This window comes from Aquimarina rubra (genome assembly GCF_042684305.1).
In the GTDB taxonomy this organism is placed as follows: domain Bacteria; phylum Bacteroidota; class Bacteroidia; order Flavobacteriales; family Flavobacteriaceae; genus Aquimarina; species Aquimarina rubra.
Genome location: NZ_JBHULE010000019.1, coordinates 1,481,988 through 1,494,346, shown reverse-complemented (window position 1 = coordinate 1,494,346; position 12,359 = coordinate 1,481,988). Strand labels below are relative to the sequence as shown.

11 protein-coding genes are annotated in these 12,359 nt (G+C 33.9%); 9 read left to right on the top strand and 2 right to left on the bottom strand.

What is annotated here, in order from left to right; all coding sequences use genetic code 11:
- Positions 1–107: 107 nt before the first annotated feature.
- On the bottom strand, positions 108–1,361 hold the full coding sequence (locus ACFSR1_RS15035) for an ABC transporter permease (RefSeq protein WP_378293844.1): 1,254 nt from the start codon (positions 1,359–1,361) through the stop codon (positions 108–110).
- Between the two features lie 139 nt (positions 1,362–1,500).
- Here ACFSR1_RS15035 and purH point away from each other — a divergent pair, with 139 nt between their 5' ends.
- The 6 genes from purH to rodA all read left to right on the top strand — a co-directional run bounded on the left by purH (position 1,501) and on the right by rodA (position 8,686).
- Positions 1,501–3,033: a bifunctional phosphoribosylaminoimidazolecarboxamide formyltransferase/IMP cyclohydrolase gene (gene purH / locus ACFSR1_RS15030; RefSeq protein WP_378293843.1), complete on the top strand. Its 1,533-nt coding sequence runs from the start codon at positions 1,501–1,503 to the stop codon at positions 3,031–3,033.
- A gap of 43 nt (positions 3,034–3,076) precedes the next feature.
- Entirely contained in the window at positions 3,077–4,105 is a 1,029-nt protein-coding gene (locus tag ACFSR1_RS15025; protein ID WP_118459234.1) for a rod shape-determining protein, read from the top strand.
- Positions 4,106–4,241: 136 nt separating this feature from the next.
- Positions 4,242–5,069, top strand: coding sequence for a rod shape-determining protein MreC (mreC, locus tag ACFSR1_RS15020; protein ID WP_378293842.1), 828 nt, complete (start codon positions 4,242–4,244; stop codon positions 5,067–5,069).
- Positions 5,062–5,568, top strand: a complete 507-nt coding sequence (locus ACFSR1_RS15015) for a rod shape-determining protein MreD (protein ID WP_378293841.1) — start codon at positions 5,062–5,064, stop codon at positions 5,566–5,568. Before mreC ends, ACFSR1_RS15015 begins: the two co-directional genes overlap by 8 nt.
- A complete protein-coding gene (gene mrdA, locus ACFSR1_RS15010; RefSeq protein WP_378293840.1) occupies positions 5,565–7,433 on the top strand; it encodes a penicillin-binding protein 2 in 1,869 nt (622 codons plus the stop codon). The genes ACFSR1_RS15015 and mrdA overlap by 4 nt, the downstream gene beginning before the upstream one ends.
- Positions 7,433–8,686 carry a rod shape-determining protein RodA gene (gene rodA, locus ACFSR1_RS15005; RefSeq protein WP_378293839.1) on the top strand — a complete coding sequence of 418 codons (1,254 nt, stop codon included), beginning with the start codon at positions 7,433–7,435 and terminating at the stop codon, positions 8,684–8,686. The genes mrdA and rodA overlap by 1 nt, the downstream gene beginning before the upstream one ends.
- 4 nt (positions 8,687–8,690) lie before the next feature.
- On the opposite strand, the gene ACFSR1_RS15000 is transcribed toward rodA, so the two are convergent.
- Positions 8,691–9,491 (bottom strand): DNA/RNA non-specific endonuclease, encoded by an 801-nt coding sequence (locus ACFSR1_RS15000; RefSeq protein ID WP_378293838.1) that lies wholly within the window; start codon positions 9,489–9,491, stop codon positions 8,691–8,693.
- A gap of 459 nt (positions 9,492–9,950) precedes the next feature.
- Between ACFSR1_RS15000 and ACFSR1_RS14995 the strand changes: the two genes are divergently transcribed.
- From ACFSR1_RS14995 to ACFSR1_RS14985, 3 genes are all read left to right on the top strand, one after another.
- Complete coding sequence (locus ACFSR1_RS14995; protein ID WP_378293837.1) at positions 9,951–11,546, top strand: vitamin K epoxide reductase family protein; 1,596 nt, start codon at positions 9,951–9,953, stop codon at positions 11,544–11,546.
- A 34-nt stretch (positions 11,547–11,580) separates the two neighbouring features.
- Positions 11,581–11,787, top strand: a complete 207-nt coding sequence (locus tag ACFSR1_RS14990; protein ID WP_378293836.1) for a hypothetical protein — start codon at positions 11,581–11,583, stop codon at positions 11,785–11,787.
- A gap of 367 nt (positions 11,788–12,154) precedes the next feature.
- On the top strand, positions 12,155–12,334 hold the full coding sequence (locus ACFSR1_RS14985; protein ID WP_378293835.1) for a hypothetical protein: 180 nt from the start codon (positions 12,155–12,157) through the stop codon (positions 12,332–12,334).
- Positions 12,335–12,359 lie beyond the last annotated feature (25 nt).

Below are 12,359 nucleotides of genomic sequence, written 5' to 3'. Positions count from 1 at the left end.
AAATATAATGATGAAAGTAATCCCCGTTGCCGTATTGGTAATCATATTGATCGCTCTAGGCATGAATATTTACCTATTATCAAGATTTATGTAATCCAAAAGGCACGTTACATACCGGTTCTGATAGCTTCTACCGGGTCAAGTTTTGCTGCCATCCACGCTGGAAAAATCCCGGCAATCAAACCTATTAAGGTAGACCAAAACATCCCCCAAAACATATTAGAAGTTGAAAGTATAAATTCGAAATCTCCAGTCATACTAGAAGCTCCTTTTGATATTAGCCAAACCAAAATCAATCCAATTAAACCTCCGAAAACCGCAAGTATCACCGCTTCAAATAAAAATTGAAGCAAAATAAATTTTCTTTTAGCTCCCAATGCTTTCTGGATTCCTATTAGATTTGTTCGTTCCTTTACACTAACAAACATGATATTAGCAATACCAAAACCTCCTACTAAAAGCGAAAACATACCGATAAATCCTCCTATTTTGGACATAGTTCCCGTGATGTTATCTATAAAATCAGTAAAACCTTGTAGTTGATTTATAAAAAAATCATCAATCTCATCAGGTTTTAGCCCTCTATAAGACCTAACTTTTTGAGTAAGTGAAGCGACAAATTCAGGAACATCACTACTAGATTCAGGTTTAATAATAATCATAGGAAATGTAAATTTATTATTATCCCCATAAATTCTTCGCACAATATTAACCGGTAATATTGCTGCAGTATCTTTAGAACCTCCGAAAAGACCACTACCTTCTTTCTTTAAAACCCCTATTACAGTAAACTTTCTGCCATAAACCCGGATTTTTTTGCCAATAGGGTCGTTTGATCCAAACAAACTATTTGCTATTTCGTCTCCAATTACAATAACCGGTGCGCCTCCAACGGATTCCTGCTCATTATAAAATCTTCCTTTAACTACCTGTAATTCTTCTATATCATAATAATCACTAGTAACAGGTATCATATCCACGTTACTAATACTTTTATCATTGTATTTCACAGTTTCCTGACCTACATTCAATAAAAAACTAGCCGCTTTTAGATCAGGCATAGTTCTTTTAACATATTGGTATTCTTCAAAAGTTACATCAGGAAATTGTTCTCTTTTCCAATCCGGAACCTGCGTAGGACCAAAAGAAATTCTAGTAAGATATATGGTACTATTATCAAGAGAACTGATACTTCCTTTTATTTCTTTCTCCAAAGAATCAACAGCGGCAAGAACCCCAATGATGGAGAAAATACCAATGGTTACTCCTAACAAAGAAAGAAAAGTTCTTAATTTATTGTTTCTAAGCGCATTAATTGCAAAATTAAAACTCTCTTTTAGTACTCTAAGATAGATAAGCATATGCTATTTTTTGAACAATATAAAGATAGGACGTTTTCCTTGTAATTTTGTTACAAAATATCTAAAACAATTACTGATAATGGGTTGTCTAATTGGTAACTAAATTGCTACTTTTGCGTTTTACTAACTAAAAACTGTCATGAGCAACACAAAAACCGCTAAATCTGCATTAATTTCTGTATTCAGTAAAGATGGATTGGCACCTATCGTAAAAAAATTAGACGAGCTTGGTATTACTATTTATTCTACAGGTGGTACTGAAAAATTTATCAAAGATCAGGGAGTCGAAGTTATTCCTGTAGAAGATGTTACTTCTTATCCTTCAATTCTTGGTGGAAGAGTAAAAACTTTACACCCAAAAGTGTTTGGTGGAATACTAAATCGTCAGAACAACGATAGTGATGTTGCAGAACTTGAACAATATGAAATTCCGCAAATTGACATTGTCATTGTTGATTTATACCCTTTCGAAAAAACGGTAGCTTCTGGAGCATCTGAGCAAGATATTATCGAAAAAATAGATATAGGAGGAATTTCTCTAATTAGAGCTGCTGCTAAGAATTTTGCGGATGTTACCTGTGTTGCTTCTGTTGATGATTATGCAGAATTTTTAGAAATTATTTCGGAAGGTAATGGTAGTATCTCTCTAGCCGATCGCAAACGTTTTGCAGCCAAAGCCTTCAATGTTTCTTCTCATTATGACAGTGCGATTTTTAATTATTTCAATAGTGATCATGAAATTGCTTCACTGAAAATTAGCGAAACCAAAGGAAAAGTATTGCGTTATGGAGAAAATCCACACCAAAAAGGATTTTTCTTTGGGGATTTTGATGCAATGTTTGACAAACTACACGGTAAAGAATTATCATACAACAACCTTCTTGACGTAGATGCTGCAGTAAATTTAATGAATGAATTTAAAGGAGAAGACCCAACCTTTGCCATATTAAAACATAACAACGCTTGTGGTCTAGCACAGCGCTCAACCATTCACCAAGCCTATGTAGATGCATTAGCAGGTGATCCGGTTTCTGCTTTTGGAGGTATCTTAATTAGTAATTCTGAAATAGATGTAGCCACTGCTGAAGAAATTCACAAATTATTTTGTGAAGTAGTTATTGCTCCTTCATATACTGATGAAGCCTTAGAAATACTAAAAGGAAAGAAAAATAGAATCATGCTGATTCAAAAAAATATTGAATTACCAAAGACACAAGTTCGATCTTGTCTTAATGGAGCTTTAGTTCAGGATAAAGACCTAAAAACTGATGCCAAAGAAGATTTAAATACAGTGACTAAAGTTGCTCCAACAGATATGCAGGTTGAAGATTTATTATTTGCCTCTAAAATTTGCAAGCATACCAAATCCAATACAATTGTATTCACTAAAGGAAAACAATTATTAGCAAGTGGAACCGGACAAACGTCCAGAGTAGATGCATTAAAACAATCCGTGGAGAAAGCTAAATCATTTAATTTTGATCTTAACGGAGCGGTGATGGCAAGTGATGCGTTCTTTCCATTTCCTGATTGTGTGGAACTTGCAGACAATGCTGGAATTAAAGCTGTGATACAACCAGGTGGTTCTATAAAAGATCAATTAAGTATAGATTACTGTGATGCCAACGGAATTGCAATGGTAATGACAGGAACACGTCATTTTAAACATTAATTTTAGTACATTTACTCAATTCTAACCCTTTTTATTGTTTTATATGGGATTTTTCGACTTCTTTACTGAAGAAATTGCTATAGATTTAGGTACGGCGAATACCTTAGTTATTCATAACGATAAAGTGGTGGTCGATAGTCCATCTATTGTTGCTCGTGATATTGTTACCGGAAAAATAATTGCTGCTGGCAAAGAGGCGGCAATGATGCAAGGTAAAACACACGAAAACATAAAAACTATCCGACCCCTTAAGGATGGAGTAATTGCAGATTTTGATGCCAGTGAAAAAATGATAAGCATGTTTATCAAAGATATTCCGGCATTGAAGAAAAAAATATTTACTCCTGCACTACGCATGGTGATCTGTATTCCTTCTGGAATAACAGAAGTAGAAATGCGAGCTGTAAAAGAAAGTGCAGAGCGCGTGAATGGTAAAGAAGTATATCTTATTCACGAACCTATGGCAGCTGCTATTGGTATTGGTGTAGATATTATGCAACCTAAAGGAAATATGATCGTAGATATCGGTGGAGGAACAACTGAAATTGCTGTCATCGCCTTAGGAGGAATTGTTTGTGATAAATCTGTAAAGATTGCAGGGGACGTTTTTACAAACGACATTATCTATTACATGCGTACACAGCATAACTTATACGTAGGTGAACGTACAGCAGAAAAAATAAAAATACAGATTGGAGCAGCAACTGAAGATCTAGAATTACCTCCAGAAGAAATGAATGTTCAAGGTCGTGATTTACTCACCGGAAAACCAAAACAAGTTCAGATTTCGTTTCGTGAGATCGCAAAAGCTTTGGACAAATCGATTCTAAGAATAGAAGATGCAGTGATGGAAACACTATCCCAAACTCCACCAGAGCTGGCTGCCGACATCTACAATACAGGGATTTATCTTGCGGGTGGAGGTTCGATGCTAAGGGGACTTGATAAAAGACTGTCTCAAAAAACAGATTTACCGGTTTATATAGCAGAAGATCCGTTAAGAGCAGTAGTTAGAGGAACAGGAATTACTCTGAAAAACATCAATCGTTACAAAAGCGTATTGATTAAATAATTGTTTTCAGAAATTATAACAAGCATATACCTAAAATCTAATTTTTACGTTATGTTTCTTTGATTGTTTTTAATTGTAAATCTATCATTAAAAACAACAAAATGATTATTTTTAGAATTTAGTACCCCCATAAAGCATGCAGCAGATTATTAATTTTTTAATACGGAATAAAAACTTTCTGTTGTTTCTGCTTTTATTGTTTATATCACTCATATTAACACTACAATCCCATAGTTACCATAAAAGTAAATTTATAAGTTCCACAAATTTCTTAACAGGAGGGGTTTATGGATGGAGATATTCTATCAGTAATTATTTCGGACTTAAAAATGAAAATGAACGATTGCTTAGAGAAAATGAAGATCTACGTAATCAAATAAGTTGGCTAACTGCAGATACCATTACCACAACGTTTATAGACACAACCTCATTTAAAAAACCTTTTACTTTTATAAAAGGGAATGTATTTAAGAATGACTACAGTAAAATAGATAACTACATTCTGATCAATAAAGGAAAAAAAGACGGTATTGAACCAGACATGGGAGTTATTACCGATAAAGGAATTATTGGCATCGTAGAGAACACTTCTAATAACTATAGCCGAGTTATTTCTATTTTAAATAGCAACTCCAAAATTAATGCAGGACTAAAAAAATCAAATCAATATGGATCCTTAGTTTGGAATGGCAAGGACCCAAACATCGTACAATTAGAAACGATACCAAGACAAGCAATTTTACAAAAAGGCGATACTATTATCACCAATGGTCGTTCTACCATATTTCCGAGAGGAATAGGAATAGGAACCATATTGAACTACGAATTGGACCAAAATCAAAGCTATTTTTTAATTGATGTACAACTGTTTAATGATATGACAGATATTGGTTTTGTATACGCTATAAAAAGTAATGATGCTCCTGAAATTGAATCCCTAGAAAATCCCAAAATAGATGAATAATAGTGTTCTCTTGTATATTGGCAGATTCTTAAGCTTGGTTTTGGTTCAGGTATTCATTCTCAACCATATTAATTTTCTGGGATATTTAAACCCTTATATATATATCATTTTTATATTGTTAGCACCTATCAATATAAACAAAAGCTTATTCCTTTTTCTTAGTTTTATTCTAGGGTTGACTATAGATATGTTCGGTGATTCTGGTGGTGTACACGCAGCTGCCTCTATAGTTATAGCATACCTACGCCCAGTAGTTCTAAGATCGGTTTTTGGCTTAAGTTACGAGTTCCAAACGGTTAAGTTAAGTAAAGTTGGTTTTGGACAACGATTAGCATATGTGACATTAATGGTTTTTACTCATCATATTATACTTTTCTCACTAGAAATATTTAACTTTTCTCATATACTATTAATCGCAAAAAAATCGTTATTTTCTAGTCTATTTTCAATCATAGTCATTATGTTGGTTTTGGTATTGTTTAGAAGAAAAGATTCATGAGAAAATTATTACTATATCTTATCATTATAAGCACTGGTATCGTATTCGTTGCCAGACTCTTTTATCTGCAAATTTATAACACTTCTTTCGCAGCACTGTCAGAAGATAATGCCATCAAAGTATTATATGATTATCCACAACGTGGAGCAATATATGATAGAAACGGTAAACTTTTGGTAACCAATCAACCTTCCTACGACGTAATGGTTATACCAAGAGAACTAAAACCTTTTGACACTTTAGAATTTTGTTCTATCCTTAAAATAACGAAGGATAAACTAATCAAACAATTAGACAAAGCGAGAGTATATTCTCCTCGAGTACCTTCAGTAGTCATTCCCCAATTGACCAAAGATGAGTATGCATATTTACAAGAAAAAATGAGGAAGTTTGATGGGTTCTATATTCAAAAACGATCTCTTAGAGATTATCATACTGTAAATGCAGCTAACGTGCTTGGTTATATTGCAGAAGTAAATGACGGATTGATAAAAAAAGATCCTTACTATCTTTCTGGTGATCTTATTGGAATGCAGGGCGTAGAAAAACAATATGAAAAGGACCTTAGAGGAATAAAAGGAATTAAAAGAATACAAAAAGACCGGTTTAATCGTGATATTGGTCCATACAAAGAAGGTAAATACGATACACTTCCCGTTAATGGAAAAGATCTTACTATTACCATTGATGAAGAGCTCCAAGCATATGGACAAAAGTTAATGGAGAACAAACGAGGAGGTATTGTGGCATTAGATCCTTCAACAGGAGAGATTCTTACTTTAATTACAGCCCCAAGTTACAAGCCCGAATTGTTAGTGGGTCGCAAAAGATCCCCTAACTATACAAGATTACATTATGACTCTATTTCCAGACCATTATTTGATCGAGGCGTTAAAGGAGAATACCCTCCTGGATCTCCGTTCAAAGCAATAACTGCATTAATTGGATTACAAGAAGGCGTTGTGGACACCAAAGAAAGTTTCTCTTGTAATCACGGGTTCAGATATGGAAAAAAAGCCAAGCTTGGTTGCCACGCACACAGAAGTCCCCTAAGCATGATACCTGGAATCGCACAATCTTGTAATGCGTATTTTGCAAATGTATACCTGCGAAGCATCAATAAATATGACACTCCCCAAGAAGGTATAGACAACTGGGAAAAACATGTAGAAAGTTTCGGATTGGGTAACTATTTGGGAAATGATTTGTCAAGCGGAAGTAAAGGCTTGATTCCTAATTCTAAATTTTACAATAAACAATATAATTATCCAACATATAAATGGTACCCGACCGCCACCATATCAAATGCAATTGGACAAGGAGAAGTACTGGCTACCCCAATACAGTTGGCTAATATGACAGCAGCCATTGCTAACAGAGGATATTTTTATACCCCACATATTATCAAAGCTATTGATGGTCAACCTATAGAAATAGAAAACTTTACGAAACCAAAATACACCACTATAGACAAAGAACATTTTGAGCCGGTGATTGAAGGAATGCACCAGGTATATGTGCAAGGTACTGCAGCTTCACTGCAAGTGAAAGATATAGATATATGCGGAAAAACAGGTACCGCAGAAAATTACACTGTAATTAACGGTGAACGCGTGCAACTTACAGATCACTCTGTTTTTGTTGCATTTGCACCGAAAAATAACCCAAAAATAGCAATTACAGTATTTATTGAAAATGGATATTGGGGATCTAGATACGCCGGTAAGATTGCTAGTTTAATGATAGAACAATATATTAAACGATCTATCTCAAGAACCGATCTTGAAGATTGGGTTCTTTCTCACAGTCTGGAAGAAGAATATGCAAAGCCCTACAGTGGGGAACCGTTTAAAATTAATCAGTAATGGCTAGATCAACAATTGTTGCCATAGATTGGTTGACGGTACTTCTCTTTTTATTATTAATTGGTTTTGGATGGGGTAATATCTACTCTGCCTCTTATAGTGACGGATCTTTCTCCTTAACCGACTTTTCTCAACCCTACATAAAACAATTATATTGGATCATTCTAAGTATCATTATAATTATTATTACTCAAGCGATAGAAACTAAGTTTTATGAACGATTTGCCGGCCTGATTTTCGTCATATCTCTCGCATCACTTCTTGGTTTATTTTTATTTGGAAAGAACGTAAATGGCGCAACATCCTGGTACGCATTTGGACCCGTAGGATTACAGCCTTCTGAATTTGCAAAAGCTGCTACTGCATTAGCTCTGGCAAAGTTTTTAAGTGACATGCAAACAAATATTAAGTTGATCAATCATCAATTAAAAGCATTCTTAATTATTGCATTACCTGCTTTATTCATTATCCCTCAGCCAGATCCCGGCAGCGCGCTGGTATACGCTGCTTTTTTCTTCCCTTTATACAGAGAAGGTCTGGCGGCAATGTATTTGATTATTGGTGCTGCTGCTGCTGCTCTTTTTATATTAACCTTATTATTCACACCACTTTGGGTAGTTGTTGGCATTGCCACGGTTATGATTTTGATTCTTATCAAAAACAGGAAACAAAAACCCAAATATTCAAGATACTTACTAACCATTATAGTAATCACGGGATTTTGCTTCTCGGTTAACTATATCTTTAATAATGTTTTCGAGCAAAGACACCGAGATCGTTTCAATATTGTTTTGGGCAAGGAAGTAGATTCGAAAGGTATTGGTTATAACACAAATCAAAGCCAAATTGCTATCGGTAGTGGAGGTTGGACAGGGAAAGGATGGAAAGAAGGTACTCAAACAAAAGGCGGTTTTGTACCGGAGCAACATACGGATTATATCTTTAGTACGGTCGGAGAAGAATGGGGTTTTCTTGGAGCAACTACTGTTGTTATACTTTTTATCGCTTTACTTTTAAGACTTTTATATCTAGCAGAACGCCAAAAATCTCAATTTAGCAGAGTCTATGGATATAGTGTTGTAGGAATTCTGTTTTTACATTTTGTAGTAAACGTCGGAATGGTAACTGGTTTGCTTCCTACGGTTGGAATTCCTCTTCCATTTTTTAGCTACGGGGGATCCGGATTATGGGGTTTCACCTTATTGCTTTTTATTTTCATCAAACTTGATGCTAACAGAGTTAATGAATGGTAAATATTTAGAATTTCCAACCTTTCTTGCTAGTAGAATCTTCCAGTTGATTTTCTAGATCATCCGGTAATTTTTGAAAAAAATCGATTCCCGTTAACTTTTCAATGCTATTGGTAGTAACAATAAAATCTTCTAATGATCTATCTGTATCTTCATTGGGAATCAAAAACGCTATCATTTTCGAGCCTTTAGTGCCCTTATCCAGAATTATTTTATAAAAATATTTTGGCACAGAAACGGCTTCGTAACCAATGGTTTGTAGATCATCTGTTAAAATTCCTCCAGTTACTACATAAACTCCATCATATCTACTTACCCAATACCGAACTTTTTGTTCTAAATCGTTCCATATACCCGCATTAAACTCATGGTTCTGAGGAGAAACATTCGACGTAAGAAATGTTTCTTCAAAAGCATCATAAGTGAACTTTCTATCTGCTGCCGGACACAGATGACCTCTATCATATCCCGAGTTTTTATAATTTCTCCAATCAGCCGAAGAAGATTTTACCTTATTATCAACTTCAAAAAATGGTCTTTTGAACTCGTTTTTAGACAAATGCTCTTTTTTTAACTCATATGCTACCCATTCGGGTTGTTCGTGCTTTTCAGAATAGGATAGTGAATAATTATCGTGAGAAACTATAACACCAGTTGTGGACGTTGGAAGATAGAAAAAACTATATTCTTTATTCTCTGTATCCTCAACAGCACTCTTTTGACCAGTTTTATCAATATTCTTTTCTACATAATAAAAACCAACTGTCACTATCAATACCAATAGTGGATATATATACTTTCTTCTCAAACCTTTTAATTAAAATTATTTCCAAGCAATCCACAAAAATATCAAAATCAATAGACATTAAGCTATTGTTCAACTTTTAAAAGCGCATCGATTAAATAAGCTCATCTAAATCGAAGTATCGGATGCAAAACATAGTATTGAGTGAAACTTTAACATAAATTGAAAGTTAAATTTTTAGAGTGTTTTTAAAAAATTTAAAAAATTGAATAACAATGATTTAACCCCTAAAATTAACATAAAATAAAATTAAAATTACGGCAAATCCGTTTTTATTTTATGTCACATCCACGTCGATAATACCTTTTAAAATCTCTAATTTACAAAGCTTTTTGGGCTCAACAGAATTCTAAATATTTCTGGTATGGTTTAAAAAAGTTTTATAAGTAGATATGGGGATAATCAACTTATGCTATCTTTATCAGGAGAAAGCACACAAAACAAAAACATCTTAAAGGATTCATGAAAAATAGTATTGAAAAAATAGTTGAAACTGTTCTAATTCAAAATAGAATTAGCAACTATGACAAAAAAGATCTAGAATTACAATTACAAATACACCCTAATTATCCAAGTTTTCAATCTATTACTGATACTTTGGATTATTTTGATATTGACAATATTGCCGTAGAAGTCCCTGTAGAAGCCCTGGATCAACTTCCACAAAGCTTTGTTTCTCTGGTAAAAAAGGATAGCGCAGAGGAGATCGTTTCTGTTATTAATAAAAATGGGAGCATTGAATTAAAACATACAGATCTTGATACCAAGAAATTTACTTATGATGAATTCAAAGATATTTGGGTTCCTAAAGTAATAGCAGTAGAACATAATACCGGAAAAAGCAGTTTGTTTTCAAAAGAATCTTTAATTCAAAATATTCTTTTTGGAGCACTATTAGTAAGTTCAATTATAGCTTTAGTACTTAGGCCTTTTGATATTTTTCAGATACTGTTTTTAATAGTATCTATCTCAGGTGTGGTTTTCAGTCTTTTTGCTGTAAGAGAAAGTTTAGGTATACAATCTAATACTATGCATCAGTTTTGTACATCTGTCGGAAATTCTAATTGCGGAGACGTAATAAATAACAATACCGGAAAACTATTTAAGAATTTTTCATTAGCAGATGCTAGTATTGTATTTTTTGGTATTCTTACTGCATACCAACTATTTTATGGTTTTAATAACACCTTATTGTTACCAACGCTTATCGGAATCCCTTTTATCGGATATTCTATATATTCTCAAGCATTTATTATAAAAAAATGGTGTGCTATATGTATCGCTATTAGTGCTATATCAACCGGGTTGATTGTTATAGCATTACTTGGCCTCTCTTTTAATTTCACAATCGCTTCAATAGCAGCATTTATAATGATTTCTGCTCTAACTACATTAGGTTATATTCAGGTTAAAGAGAATATGGTAGAGAATAAAGAGTATAAAAATGATAATATAAAGCTTAATCAATTTAAGCGTGATAGACAGATATTTAATCATTTATTAAGTATATCTGATAAAATAGAGGACAATCACTCTATTACTAATGAGATTGTATTGGGTAACCCTAATGCTCCATTTAAGATTATAAGTCTAACCAATCCAATGTGCGGTTATTGTAAAGGTGCTTTTGAAGCCTATGCTCGTGTGTTAAGAACAATGAGTGAACAATTACAGATCGTTATAAGATTGAAGGTATCATTAGACGATCTTGATAATCAGGCAACCCAAATAAGTCTGAGATTAATGGAAATATATCACACTCAAGGACCTGATAGTTTTATTAAAGCTTATGGCGAATGGTTTGAAGACAGAACATTTACCAATTGGATCAAGAAATATGGTACTCCAAAAAACAATGAGCAACATATTGAAGTCCTTAAAAGCCAATCCGATTGGGCAGAAAAAAATAATCTATTTTATACTCCGGCTTCTCTAATCAATACATCGATATATCCTAAAAAATACAGCTACGATGAATTTTTTCATTTTACCAGTATGATGATCGAAACTCAAAATGAACATAATTATAACGTAGAAGAAAAGTCTGTAGGCGTTTAGAGCGATATAAAATCCAACTTAAATATATATTCATATGTTATCAAAAATTCTAAGGTTAGACAAGGTTCAAAAACTGGATAGAGAACAACAAAAATCTGTGAAAGGAGGCATCACTCTTCCTGGATCAGATGATTGTGGATGCATTGTTATGGGGCGTAACGGATATCTAGAAATCATAGCAGTATCTTGTAGCAGTACCTGCCCGGATGGCACAGATCCAATTGGTGGTTTAGGGTTTTAAATACACATTAAGGTTTACAAGAGCTAAAAGTAAACTCTTCTTTTTTTGAAGAGCATTTTTACAAAAGACGTATTAGAATACTCTTTTTCTTCACACACTCACTCAGACATTTCCCCGAATGTCTTTAAACTTTCGGGGAATATTTTAACTCTTAACAAGGCTTAAAAATTGAGTAAAACGCAACAGAAATTAATATCCTGAGGCTACATCCCGACCTTAGAACAATTTTGTTGTGAGCCTCGTTCTTTGGGATGGTGGATACAGCAATATCCATTTTTAGGAAACGACCCATATTATACATGTACCAACGATGTATGCAATGGCGGAGCCCGGTAAAAATAATTATTCACTTTTAAAACCTTTAATTATGAAACAAATTAAAAAAATTGCGGGAGCTAAAACGCTTTCCAAAGAACAACAAAAAGATGTGCACGGAGGTGTATACGTTTTTTCTAATGCCAGTAACCGTGGAAGAGGTTGTAAGCCTTTATTGAGTTGTTGCTATCATAATGGAACTTCTTGGGTACAAGGGCCTCCTTGTTTCTAAAAAGAAAACTATTTTGTTAAATCAG

Excerpts from the sequence above, each read along its gene's own strand:
- ACFSR1_RS15035 (WP_378293844.1), bottom strand. The coding sequence starts at position 1,361 with ATGCTTATCTATCTTAGAGTACTAAAAGAGAGTTTTAATTTTGCAATT.
- purH (WP_378293843.1), top strand. The coding sequence starts at position 1,501 with ATGAGCAACACAAAAACCGCTAAATCTGCATTAATTTCTGTATTCAGT.
- ACFSR1_RS15025 (WP_118459234.1), top strand. The coding sequence starts at position 3,077 with ATGGGATTTTTCGACTTCTTTACTGAAGAAATTGCTATAGATTTAGGT.
- mreC (WP_378293842.1), top strand. The coding sequence starts at position 4,242 with ATGCAGCAGATTATTAATTTTTTAATACGGAATAAAAACTTTCTGTTG.
- ACFSR1_RS15015 (WP_378293841.1), top strand. The coding sequence starts at position 5,062 with ATGAATAATAGTGTTCTCTTGTATATTGGCAGATTCTTAAGCTTGGTT.
- mrdA (WP_378293840.1), top strand. The coding sequence starts at position 5,565 with ATGAGAAAATTATTACTATATCTTATCATTATAAGCACTGGTATCGTA.
- rodA (WP_378293839.1), top strand. The coding sequence starts at position 7,433 with ATGGCTAGATCAACAATTGTTGCCATAGATTGGTTGACGGTACTTCTC.
- ACFSR1_RS14995 (WP_378293837.1), top strand. The coding sequence starts at position 9,951 with ATGAAAAATAGTATTGAAAAAATAGTTGAAACTGTTCTAATTCAAAAT.
- ACFSR1_RS14990 (WP_378293836.1), top strand. The coding sequence starts at position 11,581 with ATGTTATCAAAAATTCTAAGGTTAGACAAGGTTCAAAAACTGGATAGA.
- ACFSR1_RS14985 (WP_378293835.1), top strand. The coding sequence starts at position 12,155 with ATGAAACAAATTAAAAAAATTGCGGGAGCTAAAACGCTTTCCAAAGAA.